Raw genomic sequence first — 17720 nt, 5'->3', positions numbered from 1 at the left:
CTTCGTAGCTGGCGTGCTCTGTACCACAAATTGCCGACTCGTCAGCTAGTCCCTATTGCAACCAAATATGTCTCTTTGGAATAAGCAGCTATCGCTAATCACTTACGACGATATCAACGCGTTCTGCCGGGCAGGAATTCCAGAGGGCGCTCAACTCGACTACAAGCTTGAGATACCACAAAACGTGGAGAAAGTGGTCGCTGCGCTAGCGAATACTAGAGGCGGCATTATCCTGTTCGGCGTTCACGCGGACAAAACGACCAACATACCAGATGGTGCCGAGCCGGGGATGGCCAGCAAGCCCGGCATTTCCGAGCGATTGACACAGATCTGCCGTGATCGGATCTATCCGCCGATCACGCCCGAGCTTAGTCCCGTGATTGCGCACCCCACCGATCCGAGCCGGGTATTTGTTGTAGCCAGAATCCATGAGAGTATCGCCGCGCCCCACTCGATAACGAATGCCACTCATATTTACATCAGGACAAATGACGTAGGCGACAGGTTTGAACTGGCAAATCTCGATAGAATTGCACACCTCTTAAAGCGCCGTGAGTCGCCAGAGTCGAAGCGAGAGCAACTGCTGTCACGCAGCATTGAACGCTTTACTAGTCGATTTAAAACGCCTGGATCTCCGTACTTTTGGTTTCACATTTGTCCCGAGTTTCCCCACGAAAGCATTTGCGAATTGGAGGCCTGCCGCTACGGTGTATTCGATACCTTCCCTGCAAGATGCCCGGATGGTTACATGGGCATCGATAAAACGAAGATGGGAAACGTCAGCGACGTCTTAGTAGCATCATGCGGAAGAGTCGGAGATCTGTTCGCACTCCGCGATTATCGCTCGGCGATGACGGATCGCAGACTTGGCGGAATGGATCTCGCAGTCAGGCTTTTGAGATTCGTTAAATCCGCATCGCAATTTTACGAACGAGGTGATGTATCGCACCCTGGGCTACTGCGCCTGACAGTCGGCGCTGGTGGCGTCACGGGACTGCAAATGTATTGCCACAAGGAATCATCCGTTGGGGTCGGCTTCCCTGATGGAGCGTACAGATCCGACCATACCTGCACGATCGATGAAATTACCGACGACGAATCACGCTTTGCCTTAGTCTTCGACGTATCCAAAGAAATGTTTCATTCTTTTGACTTGGGCGAGCCACTTCCTCGGCAACTCTGGCGTTAAGCGGTCGATAAAAGTTGCACCGGATCTTACTACGTGGATCGCCGCGCTCGGTCGGAAACAGTTGGCCCCGCTCACTTTGCGGATGGCAGTTTTAGTCCACATAGGACTGGTTGGCGTGATCGTCGCTATTCATCAGTCGGCTTCACTTCTAGCGATGCGGCTATCTGCCCAATCTTTGCCCAGCCGCCGGCTGAGGAGACGCCAGCAATGAGCGCCTGTATATCGACCTCTGCTCCCATCTCCGTAAGTCGCTGCGCTATGGCAATGACCCGATCAAGCGATTCGAGGTAACACGCCACCCTCGCTCGCTCCATCTCTGCGTCGTGCTTCTCTCGCTCTATGCCGTGCCGATGTATCTGGTCTTGCTCTTCGAGCGAAAGCTTGCCGATTCGCTCAATAGCTTGACTGACAATCTCTTTTGCTCGAGCAACTTCTTGCTCTGACTTGCCACGAGCCCACATCCGGCCGCTTCCTCCAAGGTCGCTCAGCATCCCTGGCATTGCCTGGCGCAGGTCTTCAAGCATCGTCTCGATAACACCTGGACGCGGAGTGGGGGACCGCTCGGTCAGCGTCAGTTTGATGGACTCCTTGCCTTCCTCGATCTCGTTGCTCATTGCGGCACCCCCTCTACGGAAAGCATGCCCGCGAGTGATTGCCCTTCGTCGACCTTCAGTCCGCCCCCGCCAGCGGCGACGTGCATATCGTTTAATGCGCGATACAGATCCACGAGTGTATCTACGATTGCTTCATCGTCAGCAAACTCCGGCAGGGCGAGAGTTACCTCGACTCCATCTGAACGCGCCTCTCCGATCACAGCGACACCACTGACCTGAACACGCCCTGTGCTAACATCGATGCTGCCGGTCACAGAGTCCCTTAATAAACTCCCCTGCTGAAGTTTCACCCAGGCGCGATTCGCAATAGTTTGAATTGATTCAGCATCAATACCGAATATGTGCGCAACCTCATCGAGGGTGTATTCGTAACCGTCGGAGACGCCTCCAAGTAGTCTGAGTACTTCTCGCTCGCGAAAGCTTAGTTCGCGCAGTAGGTCCGTCACCTCGTGCTTACTGAGGCGTTTAAGATCGCTGAGTTCCACTCAAATACCTCGGTCATTTTTTTTGGGGGGGGTGATCGCTCCACTAAGAACGACGAAAGTGTAACGCACAACGACAAGCACAGGCTAGCTCTCGATTTCCGGACGGGGCAAAGTATATCCGATTATTCAATCAGTGGAAGCGTCGCGCAGGAACCGACGCCCGTGGAGCAGGTTCGCTGCAGATGATGCGTGACGTTTGCTGCCCCTATTACCGCAGCGCGGCGGGACCGGCCATTTACACGGAGGCTCTAAAGCAGGGCAAGCAATCACACAGTTCCAGTCCATGAAAGACTAAATTAACGCTGCGACTCCCGTTCTCAGTGCTCGGATGGGAAGTAAGATGGCGGAGTTGGAGTCAATTCGATCTCCCATTACTACGGCCAGGAGCCCTCGCATGTCGTCGACCTCATACAGTGCACGTCACAATCGCGTAGAGCAGCTGCTCTACTGGCTGCGAATTGCAACCAACGTTAGCTTCGCTTTGGCTCTCGCCGCGGTCCTGCTCATGATGTTCAGTGCACTGAGCTTCTTGGGGAGCTTGCCGGCTATCGCGTTGTCGCGTTTGATTACCGGAATCCTGATTGCGGCTGGGGCGACGGTCGCCTACCTCTGGTCGATGGCGACGATCGAGGCGATCGCTCTGCTCGTCGACATCGAGGCCAACACTCGGCGCAACACTCATTCAGCCCCGTAGGGTGCTCCGCGCGGTTCGCAACGCCGGCGGAGCGGGTCAAATTGTCAAAGAACTCCGACTAGGCGTCGGTTATCACTTGCCGTTCTGCCGAGCAGCTCGCCTCTGCTGGCTCGCCTCGGTTTCTAGCCGCTGAATCCGCTCAACTAGTTCGCGTAACGTTTTCGTAAGGGCACGCGACACGTTGTCGGCTTCAAGCTCAATGTCCTGACGCATTTGCTGGAGATCAGATATTGCTTGCTCCGGAGGCTTTCCGCCGGTCGCCTGCATCTCGGCTTGCCGGCGCCGCTGCATCTCGGCTTGCGCTACTGCCATCGGGTCCTCGCCCGTGACCTTCGCGCGCGTCTTCTGAGCAAGTGCGCCGAGCCCTTGGTCGAGCTTGGCAAGGAACACCGCGGCGATGTCCTGCCCGGCTTGCCCGCCGAGCTTCTGCAGCTGCAAAGCCTGCTGCCGGGTTAGGTCGCCGTTGTTCGCCGCTTCGAGCAGCTTGCGTAGGCGTGCCTGTTCGCCGCCGTTGAGGGCGCCGATTTGAGCGCGGATCGCTCGGCTCTTTTCCTCTTCCGCTTTGAGGGCGTCCTTCGATTGCTTCAGCTCTCGCTCGCGAAGCTCGATCAACTGAATTTGGTCGTCGATCTTCTTCGCGGCCACCTCGGCTTGGTCCTTCTCAAGGTCCAGCAACACTTTGGTGACCGCCTTCTCGTGCTCGACAGCCGCCACGGCTTCCTCAAGCATCGCGACGTTCTCAGCCGGATCGAAGCGGCCGCTGCGGGCCGTGTCGATCGCGCCGGTTGTAATCGCCCCCGTGTTTTGACCACGGGCTTTGTTCAGCGCCTCTTCTTTCTGCGCCGCGGTATCGAGGTAGCCGATCCGCTCAAGCTGAGCATCGTTCATGATGCGCAGCTGTTCGATGTATGCTTCCCGGTCAGCAACTGACTTGCTGATCGCGTCTTGATATCGTTGCTCTGCCGCTGCGGCTTCGGAGGTGGACGTCGTCAGCGCGTTGTAAACCTCAACCACCGCCCATAAGGCCACTGCGCCGACGATCAGGTACGGATTCTTCGCGACCGTCATATTCAACGCGTTGACCGCAACCGTAAGGCTACTAGTCGCCCCCGCCGACGCTGCTGCCGCAGCAGCCGACGCGGCATACGCTTTCGCGAGCGCTTTTTGAACTTTGACCGCACCGTCAGCGACGTCCAACAGCCCTTGGATGAAGAAGACATGTTTCACCGCGGCAGCGATGCTCTCATCTTCGGAGCCGGCGAGCAACGCGAAGCCGCGGGCCATTTGCATCGCTCCCTTGGCGGCCTTCACCGAACTGTCGACCAATTCGATGTTCGCTTTCGCAAGCTTCTCCGCCTTATCCTTGGCAGCCTGCTCTGCCGCTGACTTGGCTTCGATTGAATCGGTTGCCTCCTTCACGGCGGCGTCAACGTCGTTCATCCAAGCGTTCGTCTGCTGCTGAGCCTTCCCGGCCTTCGACAACGCATCAACGTTCTTGTCCCATGCAGACGCTTGCTTCTCGACCGCCGCTGACTGGGTGCCGATCGCCGCAGTAGCCTTCTGAGAGACGGTGGCGGCGTCTGACGCGGCTTTAGCGATAGATTTCTGCTGGTCAGCCAGTGCGCTGTTGATCGGCGACGCGTTGAGCTTGGGCATCGCCAACTCGACGCCGAGGATGATTCTCCCCTCTCTGACGATCGGTCCGGACATTGTTAATCCTCGTAAGGTGTTCAGATGCGACTCGCATGAACTCTGCACCGCCCTCAAATGCTTTGACACAGTCAACTGACAGTTTTGCGAACATCGCAGGCGTAATTACATCGGGGCATGAGCGCCGCCATTCCTTGGCAAGCGCCTCCCATGCGGCTGCTTGCTCCGCCATCCCCTCAGCGATACGGGCAACGACCGTGGGGTCGTACAGTTCGGAATCAGAGAATTCGTTTGCCATTATTGCCTCGCTTGGTGCAGCGCGTTGCGTAAAGTGTTTGCGCAAGCGGTTACAGGGTCTTGCGATTCGTCGTCTAGTTCGCGTCCTTGGACGACTCGGCGAGAATTAAGTCGGCGTAACGATGCTCGCCGTGCTGCCGGCATAGGTCGACGAAGTAGGCTGTCGCCTCCGCTTCGTACCGCGCCGCGTCTTCCGGCGGCGTACCGACGATGTGCGGCTTGCGGGCCATCTCTGCGAACTTGTCGTCGTACAGAACAACGTGCAGCATCTTGCGGCCGGCGATTCGCTTCCAATCTTCGGTCGGAGCTTTTGCATCGAACGCCTTCAGTCGATTCTTATTAGCTGATCGCATTCGCGCCTCCAACGAAATGGAGCAGGTGGCTCGCACCGCGGCGGTCAATCTCTTCCTTCACGCAACGGCGGAGGCGATCGTCGCTGGCCGTGGTCTGAATTCCGTGAAGTCGCGATTCCACCAGCGACGGATCGTTAGCGACCACCTCGAGCATCAGCCGTCGAATCTCTTCCTGTCCAAGGCATTGGGTCGCTTCGCGACGACGCATGCTAATCGCCGCTAGCCTCGTCCTACTTCTCGCCCGCATGTTGGGCCTCCAATTCTGTCAGACGTCGTTCATGCTCAATGCACTCTCTCAGTTGCGGGGAAACCGCCAGGATCGCCCGCGCAGCCCCCAAGCGGACCTTCGCGTCGTCGCACCCGAGCAACTCCTCCAGGGTCGTGACAGCCGTCGCAGCGACGCTGGCAAGCTTGCCGACCGCCTTGCCCCACAGTTCATCACGCGTCGACGATACTCGCTGCTGGAAACCTGGCTCGCCGATCCGTCGGTGCGCGGTGCGCTCGCTGAATCCAGACAGCGCAGCTGCCTCGCGAACCGACGAACCGGTTGCCAGGGCTAAAATCAGTGCGATCTCGTCTCGTGATTTCTTCATGTGTGATTATTCAAGGCGTGGATGGAGAGCCGCTGCTGTAGATCAGTCGAACTGCATCGCCTTCCAATCCTGCATCGCCTCACGCTGCGCCTGCTCATAGGCGGCGTGGTGCTCGTCGTACTGAGCGAGACAGCGTTCGCCTGCGTCACGTTCTGCGAGTAGTGCATTCAACCGATCCTGAGCTTCGGCCAACTGCGCCGAAATGTTCGCGACTGCCACACTGGCGCTGGCGTCGCCGGCCAGCTCTTCAACCCGGTTTCGCAGGTCGTCGACTGATTGCTGGGCAGGCTCGATGAGCTTGTCGAGCTGGCCTTTACGCGCCCGGTACTGATGCCGCTGGTTCCCGAGTCGGCAATCGAGACTGCCCATTTGCTCGATCTCCCGCTTGCGGGAGTGGAGTAACGTGCCCATGAGTAGATGCACTGTTCCACTCATCAGGTGCGTTCGCCGATGCTTGACGTTTTCAAGCTGGTTTCTCGCCGCATCGACGGCGGTAGAGAGTTCCTGCAACCTCGCAATGTACTCTGCCTCAACCCGCCTGATCGTTTCGACGGCGATGTCGAACTTCTGCTGGAGATCTTGAACAATCGGCTCCAGTTCGCAGCCCTCGGCCAGCTGCTGCGCGGCCTTACGTCTAGCGGTTAGTTGGCCGACATGGCGTTGCAGATCATCACGATCGCGACTGGCGTCGAACAGCACGTCTCTCATGCGGTAGCCGCTGAGGTCAGAGCCGTCGACCATTGCGATGATTAGTTCTTGGTAGCGGCGTTCGGCGTCAGCATCGACGCGATCAAGTATCTCGAAGGCCGCGTTAGTGGGCTCGCTGGTAAGTGTGGAACTCATGATTTGGCGTGTCCTAGATCGATTGAGGAATGAGAGTAGAAGCTGTTAGTGGGCTATCGGCTGCAGAGAATGCGACGCACATCGTCGCTCGTCGCGGCGAACGGCTTGTCGGAAACTTGGCGAGCACCGCGGCGCGACTCCACGAGGTCCACGATCTCGTTAAGGCGACGCTCGATTACCTCCTGCGTTTCGAGGACGTCGGAGAGCGTCGGTGGGGATTGATCGCCGAACACGTCAGGCACATCGGTGCTCTTGCCTTGGAGTATTCGCTGGACGCCCTGGCGCGTGCGAAGGGAGGTACGGCGTGTGCGAGCGGAATAGCTAGTCATCATTCAAATCCTGTAGTGAGTAAAAGGAGGCGTTGGGGCGGAATTAGTTCAACGAAGCTTGGGAAGGGCGATACTCGCCAAACTGCTTACGGTACTCAGCGAGCGCTAAATCTACGGTGCGGTCGGCGGCAGCCCGTGCGGCGCGGTTCGAGATCAATAAGTGTTCGACGCCACAAAGCTCATCCAACGTCAAGCTCGGCTGTCGAAGGATTGGGGCGACGACCGCCAACAACTGGCGATTTTGATGCGCGACTTCCGCGAGGAGCGTGCTCATCCGGTGAAGTTCGGTAACCAATTGATTTGCTTGCATCGTTGCCAATTGCTGGAGGTGGTGATTTGAAATGCTCGCGAACTATTCGCTCAGCCGGAAGTTGCGCCAATCGCACGGATCGGCGGAGCCGTCGCCAACGTAAGCAGTAGCGGTCATGTAGTTGGTGAACTCTGCCGTCGCGCGATTCCGTTCGTCCAGCAAGTCTTCGCGCTTCTCGAACAACTCATCTGCTTTCGAGGACGCGTTGTCGGCTGCCTGGCGTGAGTCTTCTAACGCAGCCAACGCAAGGCGGCGCTGCTCTGTCGCCTCTGAGAGTGCCGCCTGTGCCTCTTGCACTTTCTTGGTGTAGTCAACGGCGGCGAACTGCTTGCTGCGATTGCGACGAGCGATTGCGAGATCGATATCTGCGGCGAACTGCGCGTCGCTCCTACCGCCCTCTCGCCGGATGTGCAGAGTCACGTCACTTGATCGCTCAACGTTCTCGGCAATCCCTAGCACGAGTTCTCGGTACTTGCTTGTGGCTTCCGCATCGGTCTGACTGCTGATGGTTTCCATGACTTGATTACCTTCCTAAAACAGGGAATTCTCTGCCAAAACAGGCCGTTGCCTGCCATTTCGTTATTGAGACTGCACCGAATTGCGACCGTCGGTAGGTGCTTTCGTGCTGGTTTCGGGGCGTTTTGCGTCGTGTTCGAGTCGCAGATGGACTGCCGGCTCGACCTTCACGCACCGCAACCCGAACGATCGCAGCAAACGCTTCAGCGCCATGCGGACGCGCCTCGCGCCGTCGGGGTCGTCGGCCTGGGGCTTGGCTTCGAGTGTCAGCTGGTACGTGTTCATGATTCGAAAGTCAGTCGGGTACGGTCGCGATTTATCCGGGTGGTTCCGGGTCATCACCACCCACACCGGATACACCCCTTACAGGGGTGTGTATCCGGGTGGTGGTGACGGGCACCCGGATGCGGCCTATCCGGGTGGTGTTATCCGGGTGTATCTGGGTGGTGGTTTTCGAGGCTCAATCGGTAGCCGTCGTAGCTCTGGTTGTTTCCCTTCGTGATTCGCATTGGGATGATGTGATTGTCTTGGAGCGCACTCGCGATCGCGGCGCTGAAGCGTGATTGGTAGAGACCGGTCGCATCCTTCAAGTCGGTCTTGGTTCCTGACTGCTCTGGCAGGCGTGCAAGGGCGTCGACAACGGCTCTCACATCGCCTTCAAGCTGCTGCGCTGATCTGCGGGCCTTGTCATCGTCGCGGCGGCGTTCGGCCTGCTCTCGGACCTCCTGAGCCTTCGAAAGCGTCACATCCCAGCGGCGGCCGCTGACGTCGCCGATGCTCCCCTCGCTCGCGTCGAGCGCCCACAAGCCGCCGTGGCCCGCAGAGCCGCCGTAGTTCATCCAGAGCGAGTGCTCGCCGCTGTCAGCGACGTAACGTTCGCGACGGCCGACCAACACCCATTGGCGAGCAAACTCTTGGAACCCAGCCCAGGCGATGTCTTCGAGTTCAGGCGGATCGAAGCTGTTGAGATCCGCAGACCGATGCTTGCGAGTGTGATGGCAAAGGATCAGCGTGACGCCGAGTCGTTGGCAGAGTCGCGAGAGATTGAGCAGCATCTCGCCCTGAACGAAGAGGTTGCCGGCGTCGCCGCCGGGCATCATCAGATAGCACGGGTCGAGCGCAATCACTTCGGCGTCCTCGATCGCCGCTTCGAACGCCGCCATGTCTGCAGAACAGTCCAACCGCGGAACGTCGGTGATGAGCGTGAAGTTCGGCACGTCGGCGAGTTCCCAGCCTTTCGACGCGGCGATGCGTCGGCAGGTTTCCTGCAGAACGCCGGCGCCACTCTCGGCGGAGAACAGCACAACGCGACGCGCAGAGCGGACTTCGAATTGACCGAGGAAGCAACCGCCGACGGCGATGCTCAGCAGCAAATCGCAGAGGATCGTCGTTTTGAGGCACTTCTTACCGCCGGCAAGGATGCAAGGTTGCCCTTCGACGAGCAGCCAGTCGATGATCCAGTTGACGCGAAAATCGCCGGCAGCGAGTTCGGCCGCGGTGATCGGCTTGAAGCGGTTCCCGCCAGTCTGCTCGCGGCGGAAGTCTTCGAAGGTTGCTCCCCAATCCGCGAGGAGGTCGTCGCCAGCGTGCCCGTTGAGAGCGCTCGAAGCGATCTCGCGGGCGGCAAGGTGAATCCGCCGCTTCAGATGGGCTTCGGCGATCAGCGACGCGTGGTAGGCGACGTTGGTCGCGGTGACGCACGATCGCCCCACATCAGCAAGGTATGCAGCCGCGCTGGTGTCGGCGAACTCGACTCGGTCTTGCAGGCGAGACAGCAGCGTGGCGACGTCGATCGGCTCGCCGAGGCGGCTCATCTCCGCGATCGCCGCGAGCGTAGCGCGGTTGAGCTGATCGACGAACGCCGCGGGCTGCAGCGTTCGAAGCAGCTTTGGCGCCTGCGACGGCTCGAGCAGCAGGCCGCCAATTACCTGCCGCTCGGCATCGAGTGCCGTGGGGAGACGTTCGCGATCCGTCGCGAGTGCTTTCATCAGATGGCCGCTCCCTCGGAGAACGCCGCGGCGACGGCGTCCGACCAGTCGCCTGCGAACGCAATGCGGATCTGCAGGAACTCGGCAACGCGTTCGCGGAAGTCCACAAATGTGGACAGGTGCCGCCGTTCGACGGGAACGATCCGCTGCGAGGGGCCGGCGGTGAACACGGCGTGAAGTCCGAAGCTGTCATTGAAGACGCCGCGAAGTTCGATCTGCTGCGGCGAAATAATTGCCGGGCAGTTGCTCAGCGGCGGTGATTCGGAAAGAATGTTCATCGTTGGTCCTGAATTAGCCCGGTTCCGCGAGATTGGTCGTCGATGCGGGGCCGGGCATTTTCATGCGCCGGCGCGACCAGGCGGAGGAAGATTAGCCGGCGACGTCGACCGACTCTTGAGATTTGCTCCACGCATCAAGCGTGTCGCGACGGTAGAGCACGCGGCCGCGGATCTTGACCTTGGCGATGTCGAGCCGGTCGAGCGTGCGGAGGCTGACGTTCAGAAAGTCAGCGGCCTCTTGCTTCGTGAGATGGACGCTGCTCGGGGCGGAGAGAGTTGCAGAGGGAGCCATGATTCGACCTCATCTTGCTTCGCCTGTCCGAAAAGGTCGGACGCGGGCTTGATGGTCGAAGTATTTCAGATATCGCGAATAATAAAATTGAACACGACCGAACTAGATCGCACTAAAGCTGTTCGCTTTTCTTTCGCCCCGGCGTTCTGGAGGGCGGACGTGGGAAGTTGTTCTTATCTGCGTACCTATTTGCCGCAGATTTAATCCCGTTTTGTGACTCAATCTCGTCCCAGCCTCGCTCGTCTCCAATCCGCTTTAGCCCTGAAAGGATTGTCTTCCATGGGATGGATTTCATGGCTTGTTCGTAAATCCAGGCATCGCGAGTGCACGTTGGGGAGTCTTTTACGAGCGGTCCCCGAATGATTCGCACCAGCCGGGCAACTCGGCCGGCCTGTTCATCCCCAGCCAAATTTAAGGATTGGGCGCCAACGTTTTCCAGATCGCGCAGCGCGGCGAGAAGTGAGGATGACGCTTCGCTCGCAAGCGCTCCGGTCGCTTTCGAGATGAGGAATTGGCACCGCAAAATCCCCTCTTGGATGGACGTACTTGAGCATCCTTCGCGCTCGACCAGATCGCTAAGAAAATTGCATTGGCACTCCAATTCAAATAAGCAAAACGGAGCCGCCGAGGGCGATTCCCATCCATCGCGATCGAGAATCGCGGTGGCGTCACAGAAGCTCATTGCCTCAATTCGATCGAGTGGCCAGCCTAGTCGCGAGAAGTACGAGAACGCGAACCCTGCGCTGCCATGATTGTCGAGGGGGCTGCGGCCCTCTCTGTGAGCTGCATGCAGCATCAACCTTTCAGCGCACGAATACGTTGATGCGGCCAAGAACTCGCTTATCAAGCGGCGCGACAAGTTTGCAACAACAGAATCCGCAAGCATGCATCTAACCTCCATGAAGCCGGGCGACCGGCCAACCGCGCGGGTAGATGCTTTCCGCAACGGCCGGCCGGTCTGTGCGGTTAATTACTCCGCGAACCCGGACGTGTCTATTTTAGCGAATGTCGACAACCGCGGGAGCAGCCGCGCGCACCGCGGCGACGAGTCTGTCGCGCTGCTCAGGCGCCATCGTCGGCCACGCCTTCACCAACGCCGCGAGCAGGGGATCAACTGCACCGAGATGTGCAGCGCAATATTCAAGAAGTGCGGTTTCGTTCGGGAAACTCGCGGGATGTGCTGGTCCTCGCGGGGGAGCTTCTACAGAAACGCCCCCTGTCGATTTCAATCGACAGGGGGCGTTTTTTCGTTCCTGGACGGGTTCCGTCGGCTGCGGATCGAGCGGGGATGTGTCTTTTAGGGTACGGCGCGAGCGCTCTATGAATGCTCAGAACGGGCGACGGCAACGGCCGGGAATTGTCCCGATGACTAACGCACAACCAGCGGCGGCAAGTGCCACGGTCGCCGGCTCAGGAACAGGACTGAGAGTAGGCGGATGGTCTGGTTGAAAATTCGAGCGCTGCCGCTGCCAGGTTAACAAATCAGCCCCGTCCGTAGTCCCGTCTCCAGTGGCATCGCCGTCGTCGTTGATCCCGAAGGAAGCCTTCCAGATCATCAGATCGTCGCTATCTACGAAACCGTCGTTGTTAAAATCGGCTTGAAGCGTTGGCGGCGCGGGCAGTGCGCTCCTGTGCAACGTTAGAGAATCAATCAGCTCGCCCGTTGTGTTCTCGGACCCGCCATATAAATCGACGGCCAAGAATTCAAACGCCGCCTCGTCATCGGTGATCGTAATGCGCATCGCACCGTAATCGTCGTTGTAGCGAAATTCACTACCGGGCGCACGGTTGGTCGTAAACGTGTAGATATTCGATCCGCCGAGACCGTTGACGAAGTATGGCATGCTATTCTCGCCAGCATTGGTGGCGAGAACACGTTCGTACACATGGTCATGCCCCGACATCACCGCGTTGGCTCCCCACTGCTGGAACGGCAACTGGTAAAGCGGATTGCTATTGTGCAAGGATGAAGAGAAGGGCGGACTATGCAACGTGACGAATTTCCAGGTTGCATCTGACGACGTCAGTCCATCTCGAAGCCACTCGATTTGAGCCGCCTGTGATTCCGCCGAATACGCAAAAGCTTCGCTGTCCATCGCGAACACATGCACCGAACCTACGCCGCCTTTGATCGGCAGTTTGAAGTCGTAGTAGCTCTGCGATGAGTCGTGAACCCCCGCGGGCAGTCGGCCAACTTCCACTCCAGGATCCGAGTGAAAGTAGTCAACGTAGCCGGCGGTGCTGCCTGTAACGACATCGCGATCATGGTCGCCGACTACAGGAAAAAAACGTTGTACTTCGCTGGTCTGGTTGGGATAGGCGCCCGCGGCGGGGCCAGAGCGCTTCTTGATGAACTGACCGTATCGCGCACCGATGACGCTATCCCACTCCGGGCTGCCGAAAGCATAGTTACTCCCGCTGTTGTCGCCCAGCGCGAGTACGTAGTCGGTCGCCCACGACGAACTGCCGACCATATTAGCGACGCGCGTCGCGCCTGCCCCAGCGGAGCCTTCATCGCCAATGACGGCAAGTACCGTCGCAGCGTACGAGTGGCGAAGAACGCAAATCGAGAGCACGCCAAGCGCCAACTGAAAAAAACAGAATTTCGAGTTAAGCGAAATACGCCGGAAGCGAATCTCTGACGCCACCGCCATTAAGCTGGCGATCTTCATAGCTACTCTCGCAAATGAGGCGGCCGGCAAAAACTAGACCTACAGAAAGATTAAACCGGAATCAAACCAGCAGCAACATCCAGTGCTTCGACTACGCTGTTCTAACTTAGCGCTACCGTGGAACGGACTTCGACAAGCCCATACGAGACGCGATTAAATGCTTGGCCACGCTGCGATAACGCATGTAGCGCTGAATCTCGATCCAGCGTCGCCGAGCGGCAAGACGCGTTCATTGAGGGTTTGTCGCAGGGGAATTTGGGCTTCGGCCTGCCCTTCTTGTGGCTGCGCCGCCTCGGCTCCAGATCCGAAGCTACCCCGTCCCGCTTCAGTCCCACCACCACGACTTCGATTGTCCCGGCGGGGAGTGCATGCGTGCCGTTTGCACTTGCGCTTGCACGCTGGGCCTATTGACGATGCTTGCCACATCGAGGTCCACGCCGCCGGAAACGCTGATCACCCACGCGCGTTTTTTCTTCACGGCGTTCGCTTGCGATGCGACGGTTTTCGGCACTCGATACGCCGCCAGTTGCAGGCGCGAGTCGTCGAGGAGCATGGGCAACTCCAGATTGAGGTGAGTCGTCAGGTCGTTCGCAGTGAGAATGGCCGCCACTAAAGCCAGGTCCATGCAACCTCGCAGCTGACCGAACACCGGTTCGACGATCGCCAATCGATCGTATTTCGCCGTCATGGCGTCGGCCCATTCTTTCGCCAATGGGTCGCTTTCCGTCGTCGGGGCGATTCGACCATCGGCCTGCAAACGTCCGGCCGCCGTGCAGACTCGAATGCCCGGCGGCGAGAGACGCCAGCCAAGTCGATCTTTGTCGCACTCGACGGGCTGTTCGCCGTAGGCCATCCACCAGCGCGGCATCGCGTTGTCAGGTTCAGCGCCGGGATGATGCTGCAGTAGTTCCATGTAGCTGGGCAATCCATCGACAGGCGACTCGGCCAATCCCATCCCCAGTCGCTTCATTTGCCAGTCGGCGGCGACGAGCACTTGGGCAAAGTGGCTCTCAGGCGAAACGCCAGTCAGCGTAATCGTCTGCGGGCCCATCGCTTGCTCGATTTGTCGGAGCAACCTTGCCGAGGGCGACGCGCGACCGCCGCGCATGAGACGGGCAAACTGCTGAACCCCGGCCGGAGTCGGATCGATCGAGCAGCTGATCATCTCGCCGGCCAGCAACTTCTCCGATGTTCGCAAGGCCGCAATCAGGTCTTCCAATTGCAGCACCGGCGCCCCGGAGCTTTCGCCAACGGCATTCCCCGCGTCATCGATCAACCAGCCTTCCGCTGGCCCGGCCAAGACAAGATCGTTCGCCTCGGGATAAGCGAAGACATACTCGATGCGTTGCAATCCAGCCAGGTAGAGCACCTCTGGCGGCAGCGGCTTGTTCTGACTCGCATGCGAGGCGAGCAGTGCATCTAGCCGGCGAAGCGAAACCTTACGGAGCTTTGCCGGCTTGGCGATATCTCCCGTCAGGCCGTCCAACGCGGAGCGGCGTGCATCCAGGAGAGACGTCTCATCGCGCTGCTCGGCCCGCTTGATGGTCCCGTCGGCGTCAACCGCGACGCCGCCGACAGCGCCGTTCCCAACCACGGGCACGACGCCGATGACGAATGGCCGCTCCTCGGCGAAGTTAATGGCTTGGGCATGCAAGAAAGTGCGCCCGCTTAGGAGAAAAGCCAACACGAGGGCGAAGCGCATGAGAGGAGACATCGATTCCATCCAGTGACGCGATAAATCCAGTTAGAAATTCTATGAAGCCTCCTTTCGCGTCACAAACGCTTCGCGAATTGATGTTAAAAACTGCAGTTCGAACGCTGCTCGCACTCTTAGCTTCCAGGGCGACGGCGCGCTCGTCGACTCAGCGCGAACGCCCCCGCGAGCAGCGCCCCGCTGACGCCGCATGGCTCGGGAACGTTGGCGACCGCCGGAGTCGCGAGAATCGATTGACCGAAATTATTCTTCCACACGGTCAGGTCGCCCTGGCTTAGCGGCGAGGGCGACAGCCCCCGCTGCCAGTGCAGGAAGTCGGCGCCGTCAACCTTTTTATCGTTGTTGAAATCGCCGGGAAGGGTCGCCGGCCCTGTCTGAGCGAACCGTTGCGTGAACGCCGTGAAGTTGATTGCATCCGCGGCAACGAGCCCGGTCACGAAGACGTTTACCGTCACTTGCAAGTTCAAGTGCGGGGCAATCGCTTGGGTGTCGGCGAATTCGAAAACGTCGGCGACGTTGTCGGCCAGCGTCACGGCGGGGCCCAAGTCGACGCCGCCGATCGTCGTCACCTCTTGCGAGATGGTGGCGATGCCGCCTGGGCCGGAGAACGTAACGCCGGTCATATTGAGCGAATGCGCGGCGAACGAATTCGACGCTCCAATCGCGTGAACCTGAAAGCGAAACGTGAGATCGGCCGCATTGATGCCGGTGACAGCCAGTTGGCCGCCCGAGGCGAACTGCAGACCAGGGTTGCTGGGATCGCTCCCGATCGCACTCATCGACATCAGGGAGAAATCGAACGCCGCGCCGCTCGTGTGGTCGGCGCTCAGCAGCTGCCAATTGTCGAAGCGGGCGTTGCCGACGGTCAGCGTTACGCCGCCGAACAGGGCTTGCAACGTCGCCGCGGTCGCGGCGGCTGGGCAACTGGCAGTTACTGCGTATGCGCTCCAGATCAGCCCGAGGGCGAATAGCCGGCGAACAAAACGACTTGCCGGAGTCGTTCGCGTGAGCGCGTGCAATGGCAGAACAAAGCTTTGCGTGACGGCATGATTGTTCATTGGATCACCACGTTATCGCCGGAGCCGCCATCGAGCACATCGGCGCCGGGGCCGCCGATCAGCACGTCGTCTCCCAAACCTCCCAGCAGCGTATCTCCTCCGTCGCCTCCCATGAGGACGTCGTCTCCCTCGCCGCCGTCTGCCGTGAGAAGCATGCCGGCCGTGGTGAGCCCAGTGGCGTCGACCACGTCGTCGCTGCCTAGGCCGTTGACGATGAGTCGATCAAGCGTCGCGTCGGCCGTGATGATGTTGACGGTGGCGGCCAACCCGTTGACGGTGACGCCGCTGGCGCCGCTGAAGACAGAGATCGCGTCTTCACCGGCCGTGCCGTTGATGGTCACCGTATCGGCCGCGCTGTCCCCAATCGCGCCGCCAATCGAGCTGGCGAGCAACAGGTTGACGACGGTCAGGTCGGTGCCGGCAAGCGAGTGAACGACCAGTGCATCCGTGCCTGACAGTGCGGCGACGTCGATGCGCTCGACGTCGTCGATGTCGAGAATAATGTTGGCAATGTTGCGGAACAGGCGAGTTCGGCCGCCGTTGGCCGAGAGTTCGATTTGTTCGTTGGCCGCGCTGCCGTTGAACTGCAATCGGTCATTGCCTTGCTCCCCTTCGATGACGTCGTTGCCATCGCCGGGATCCCACTGGATGACGTCTTCGCCGGCGCCGGCGAAGATGGCGTCGTTGCCTTGCTGCCCGTCGATGAAATCGTTGTTGTCGCCGCCGCGCAGGATGTCGGCGCCGTTGCTGCCGAAGATGATGTCGTCTCCAGTTCCGCCGTCGACAGTGATCGCGATCAGCGCGGCCAGGTTTCCGGTCGCCGAGAATTGATCATTGCCGCCGTTGGCGTTCAGCACGAGGCTTTCGCTCGTGCCAATGTCGATCGAAAACGGCGCGGGGTCGATGCGATCGAAGCGAACCCGCGTTCCGTTGGCAGTGGTCGTGAAGACTTCGGAGCCGTTGCCGCCGTTGACTTCAACGACGTCGACGCCGGCGCCCCCCTCGTTGAGATCGGTGTCGTCGCCCGGATTCCAAATCATGCGGTCGGAGTCGCTCTGACCGAAGACCTGATCGTCGGCGTCGCCGCCGGCGAGCGTGTCGTCGTTCGATCCGCCGAAGAGCATGTCGGCACCGCCGCGCCCGGAAATGACGTCGTTACCCGATTGCCCGAAGGCGAGATCCGCCCCCGAACCGCCGTTCAGCACGTCGCTCCCGCCGCCGCCGAAGAGGTTTGCTTTCGGCAACGCACCGTTAGCTTCGTTGAGCGAGAGCGTATCGTTGCCGCTGAGGCCGAACAGGTTCATCAGGTTCGTGTTGGCGATCGTCGGTGCGCCGCCCACAATCGCCACGGCGCCGCCGTTCACGAGGATTGCTCCCGCGGCGTTGCGGCTGACCTCAATCGTGTTGTCGCCGCTATCGCCGTAGACGCTCAGCACGCCGCTCGCCGGCGAAAAGGTCGCCGTCACCGCTAGCATGCGGCGATCTTCCAACGATTCGAAACGCGGCGACCATGACGACGGACGCGCGCTGTTTCGACGAGTGCTTCGTTCGCGCCATTTGAGAATCAATTGCTGAAGCAACATGCAAAACCGCCTTGATAAGTGCCTGGTAGAATTCGTCGCTGGCGCGCCATCGAGTACGCAGACCAACCGCCACGAAGGGGGTGGATTATGGTGGCCCTGACGATAAAGCGTCAATGCGCTCGCGTTGCAACATGCCGGCAAGATATTTCGCGACGTCGCCTTCGCGCAGAGTGAACCCACGATTGCGCATCACGCAGCAAATTTCGCGGCTACTCTCCCTCTATCGAGGGGCAAATGCATTGAGCGTGCTAAAACCCGCGCT

Annotated in this window: 21 protein-coding genes; 3 read left to right on the top strand and 18 right to left on the bottom strand. The window is 59.5% G+C overall.

The features are described from left to right. The first annotated feature begins 67 nt into the window (after positions 1 to 67). Positions 68 to 1189, top strand: coding sequence for a helix-turn-helix domain-containing protein (locus PLANPX_RS06870; protein WP_152098020.1), 1122 nt, complete (start codon positions 68 to 70; stop codon positions 1187 to 1189). Positions 1190 to 1314: 125 nt separating this feature from the next. Here the strand turns inward: PLANPX_RS06870 and PLANPX_RS06865 are convergent, their stop codons facing one another. Beyond that, positions 1315 to 1803, bottom strand: a complete 489-nt coding sequence (locus PLANPX_RS06865; RefSeq protein ID WP_152098019.1) for a hypothetical protein — start codon at positions 1801 to 1803, stop codon at positions 1315 to 1317. After that, a complete protein-coding gene (locus PLANPX_RS06860) occupies positions 1800 to 2288 on the bottom strand; it encodes a sigma factor-like helix-turn-helix DNA-binding protein (RefSeq protein WP_152098018.1) in 489 nt (162 codons plus the stop codon). The genes PLANPX_RS06865 and PLANPX_RS06860 overlap by 4 nt, the downstream gene beginning before the upstream one ends. A gap of 394 nt (positions 2289 to 2682) precedes the next feature. On the opposite strand from PLANPX_RS06860, the gene PLANPX_RS06855 reads away from it, so the two are divergent. After that, positions 2683 to 2982, top strand: a complete 300-nt coding sequence (locus PLANPX_RS06855; protein ID WP_152098017.1) for a hypothetical protein — start codon at positions 2683 to 2685, stop codon at positions 2980 to 2982. Between the two features lie 72 nt (positions 2983 to 3054). Here PLANPX_RS06855 and PLANPX_RS06850 read toward each other — a convergent pair whose 3' ends face one another. The 6 genes from PLANPX_RS06850 to PLANPX_RS06825 form a co-directional block, all read right to left on the bottom strand. Continuing rightward, entirely contained in the window at positions 3055 to 4692 is a 1638-nt protein-coding gene (locus PLANPX_RS06850) for a hypothetical protein (RefSeq protein WP_152098016.1), read from the bottom strand. 311 nt (positions 4693 to 5003) lie between these two features. Next, positions 5004 to 5282, bottom strand: coding sequence for a hypothetical protein (locus tag PLANPX_RS06845; protein WP_152098015.1), 279 nt, complete (start codon positions 5280 to 5282; stop codon positions 5004 to 5006). After that, complete coding sequence (locus PLANPX_RS06840) at positions 5269 to 5490, bottom strand: hypothetical protein (RefSeq protein WP_152098014.1); 222 nt, start codon at positions 5488 to 5490, stop codon at positions 5269 to 5271. The genes PLANPX_RS06845 and PLANPX_RS06840 overlap by 14 nt, the downstream gene beginning before the upstream one ends. 22 nt (positions 5491 to 5512) lie before the next feature. Further along, positions 5513 to 5875 (bottom strand): hypothetical protein, encoded by a 363-nt coding sequence (locus PLANPX_RS06835; RefSeq protein WP_152098013.1) that lies wholly within the window; start codon positions 5873 to 5875, stop codon positions 5513 to 5515. A 42-nt stretch (positions 5876 to 5917) separates the two neighbouring features. After that, entirely contained in the window at positions 5918 to 6718 is an 801-nt protein-coding gene (locus PLANPX_RS06830; RefSeq protein ID WP_152098012.1) for a hypothetical protein, read from the bottom strand. A 53-nt stretch (positions 6719 to 6771) separates the two neighbouring features. Continuing rightward, positions 6772 to 6960, bottom strand: coding sequence for a hypothetical protein (locus tag PLANPX_RS06825; protein WP_172991915.1), 189 nt, complete (start codon positions 6958 to 6960; stop codon positions 6772 to 6774). Positions 6961 to 7207: 247 nt separating this feature from the next. Between PLANPX_RS06825 and PLANPX_RS06820 the strand changes: the two genes are divergently transcribed. Next, a complete protein-coding gene (locus tag PLANPX_RS06820; protein ID WP_152098010.1) occupies positions 7208 to 7387 on the top strand; it encodes a hypothetical protein in 180 nt (59 codons plus the stop codon). Between the two features lie 12 nt (positions 7388 to 7399). Here PLANPX_RS06820 and PLANPX_RS06815 read toward each other — a convergent pair whose 3' ends face one another. The 10 genes from PLANPX_RS06815 to PLANPX_RS06770 form a co-directional block, all read right to left on the bottom strand. Further along, positions 7400 to 7873: a hypothetical protein gene (locus tag PLANPX_RS06815; protein ID WP_152098009.1), complete on the bottom strand. Its 474-nt coding sequence runs from the start codon at positions 7871 to 7873 to the stop codon at positions 7400 to 7402. A gap of 63 nt (positions 7874 to 7936) precedes the next feature. Continuing rightward, the gene (locus PLANPX_RS06810) at positions 7937 to 8158 is read right to left on the bottom strand and encodes a hypothetical protein (protein ID WP_152098008.1); all 222 of its coding nucleotides are present in this window, start codon (positions 8156 to 8158) and stop codon (positions 7937 to 7939) included. A 140-nt stretch (positions 8159 to 8298) separates the two neighbouring features. Further along, entirely contained in the window at positions 8299 to 9861 is a 1563-nt protein-coding gene (locus tag PLANPX_RS06805; protein ID WP_152098007.1) for an AAA family ATPase, read from the bottom strand. Beyond that, positions 9861 to 10139, bottom strand: coding sequence for a hypothetical protein (locus PLANPX_RS06800; protein WP_152098006.1), 279 nt, complete (start codon positions 10137 to 10139; stop codon positions 9861 to 9863). The genes PLANPX_RS06805 and PLANPX_RS06800 overlap by 1 nt, the downstream gene beginning before the upstream one ends. A gap of 91 nt (positions 10140 to 10230) precedes the next feature. Further along, the gene (locus PLANPX_RS06795) at positions 10231 to 10431 is read right to left on the bottom strand and encodes a helix-turn-helix domain-containing protein (protein WP_152098005.1); all 201 of its coding nucleotides are present in this window, start codon (positions 10429 to 10431) and stop codon (positions 10231 to 10233) included. A 112-nt stretch (positions 10432 to 10543) separates the two neighbouring features. Continuing rightward, entirely contained in the window at positions 10544 to 11317 is a 774-nt protein-coding gene (locus PLANPX_RS06790) for a hypothetical protein (RefSeq protein WP_152098004.1), read from the bottom strand. Between the two features lie 442 nt (positions 11318 to 11759). Continuing rightward, positions 11760 to 13103, bottom strand: a complete 1344-nt coding sequence (locus PLANPX_RS06785) for a metallophosphoesterase (RefSeq protein WP_152098003.1) — start codon at positions 13101 to 13103, stop codon at positions 11760 to 11762. Between the two features lie 325 nt (positions 13104 to 13428). Continuing rightward, positions 13429 to 14817 carry a DUF1598 domain-containing protein gene (locus tag PLANPX_RS06780; protein ID WP_172991914.1) on the bottom strand — a complete coding sequence of 463 codons (1389 nt, stop codon included), beginning with the start codon at positions 14815 to 14817 and terminating at the stop codon, positions 13429 to 13431. Between the two features lie 116 nt (positions 14818 to 14933). After that, the gene (locus PLANPX_RS06775; protein ID WP_152098001.1) at positions 14934 to 15875 is read right to left on the bottom strand and encodes a hypothetical protein; all 942 of its coding nucleotides are present in this window, start codon (positions 15873 to 15875) and stop codon (positions 14934 to 14936) included. Continuing rightward, entirely contained in the window at positions 15872 to 17350 is a 1479-nt protein-coding gene (locus PLANPX_RS06770; protein WP_198421851.1) for a calcium-binding protein, read from the bottom strand. Before PLANPX_RS06770 ends, PLANPX_RS06775 begins: the two co-directional genes overlap by 4 nt. Between the last annotated feature and the right edge of the window lie 370 nt (positions 17351 to 17720).

The organism is Lacipirellula parvula (assembly GCF_009177095.1).
In the GTDB taxonomy this organism is placed as follows: Bacteria; Planctomycetota; Planctomycetia; order Pirellulales; family Lacipirellulaceae; genus Lacipirellula; species Lacipirellula parvula.
The sequence above is the reverse complement of the archived record's forward strand: the minus strand, read 5'-3'. Positions and strand labels throughout refer to the sequence as shown.

What these genes read in the sequence shown, in the direction of transcription:
- PLANPX_RS06815 (WP_152098009.1), bottom strand. Translation starts at nt 7,873, where the DNA reads ATGGAAACCATCAGCAGTCAGACCGATGCGGAAGCCACAAGCAAGTAC.
- PLANPX_RS06855 (WP_152098017.1), top strand. Translation starts at nt 2,683, where the DNA reads ATGTCGTCGACCTCATACAGTGCACGTCACAATCGCGTAGAGCAGCTG.
- PLANPX_RS06775 (WP_152098001.1), bottom strand. Translation starts at nt 15,875, where the DNA reads ATGAACAATCATGCCGTCACGCAAAGCTTTGTTCTGCCATTGCACGCG.
- PLANPX_RS06780 (WP_172991914.1), bottom strand. Translation starts at nt 14,817, where the DNA reads ATGTCTCCTCTCATGCGCTTCGCCCTCGTGTTGGCTTTTCTCCTAAGC.
- PLANPX_RS06840 (WP_152098014.1), bottom strand. Translation starts at nt 5,490, where the DNA reads ATGCGTCGTCGCGAAGCGACCCAATGCCTTGGACAGGAAGAGATTCGA.
- PLANPX_RS06795 (WP_152098005.1), bottom strand. Translation starts at nt 10,431, where the DNA reads ATGGCTCCCTCTGCAACTCTCTCCGCCCCGAGCAGCGTCCATCTCACG.
- PLANPX_RS06790 (WP_152098004.1), bottom strand. Translation starts at nt 11,317, where the DNA reads ATGCTTGCGGATTCTGTTGTTGCAAACTTGTCGCGCCGCTTGATAAGC.
- PLANPX_RS06800 (WP_152098006.1), bottom strand. Translation starts at nt 10,139, where the DNA reads ATGAACATTCTTTCCGAATCACCGCCGCTGAGCAACTGCCCGGCAATT.
- PLANPX_RS06870 (WP_152098020.1), top strand. Translation starts at nt 68, where the DNA reads ATGTCTCTTTGGAATAAGCAGCTATCGCTAATCACTTACGACGATATC.
- PLANPX_RS06770 (WP_198421851.1), bottom strand. Translation starts at nt 17,350, where the DNA reads ATGCTAGCGGTGACGGCGACCTTTTCGCCGGCGAGCGGCGTGCTGAGC.
- PLANPX_RS06830 (WP_152098012.1), bottom strand. Translation starts at nt 6,718, where the DNA reads ATGAGTTCCACACTTACCAGCGAGCCCACTAACGCGGCCTTCGAGATA.
- PLANPX_RS06850 (WP_152098016.1), bottom strand. Translation starts at nt 4,692, where the DNA reads ATGTCCGGACCGATCGTCAGAGAGGGGAGAATCATCCTCGGCGTCGAG.
- PLANPX_RS06845 (WP_152098015.1), bottom strand. Translation starts at nt 5,282, where the DNA reads ATGCGATCAGCTAATAAGAATCGACTGAAGGCGTTCGATGCAAAAGCT.
- PLANPX_RS06835 (WP_152098013.1), bottom strand. Translation starts at nt 5,875, where the DNA reads ATGAAGAAATCACGAGACGAGATCGCACTGATTTTAGCCCTGGCAACC.
- PLANPX_RS06785 (WP_152098003.1), bottom strand. Translation starts at nt 13,103, where the DNA reads ATGAAGATCGCCAGCTTAATGGCGGTGGCGTCAGAGATTCGCTTCCGG.
- PLANPX_RS06865 (WP_152098019.1), bottom strand. Translation starts at nt 1,803, where the DNA reads ATGAGCAACGAGATCGAGGAAGGCAAGGAGTCCATCAAACTGACGCTG.
- PLANPX_RS06810 (WP_152098008.1), bottom strand. Translation starts at nt 8,158, where the DNA reads ATGAACACGTACCAGCTGACACTCGAAGCCAAGCCCCAGGCCGACGAC.
- PLANPX_RS06805 (WP_152098007.1), bottom strand. Translation starts at nt 9,861, where the DNA reads ATGAAAGCACTCGCGACGGATCGCGAACGTCTCCCCACGGCACTCGAT.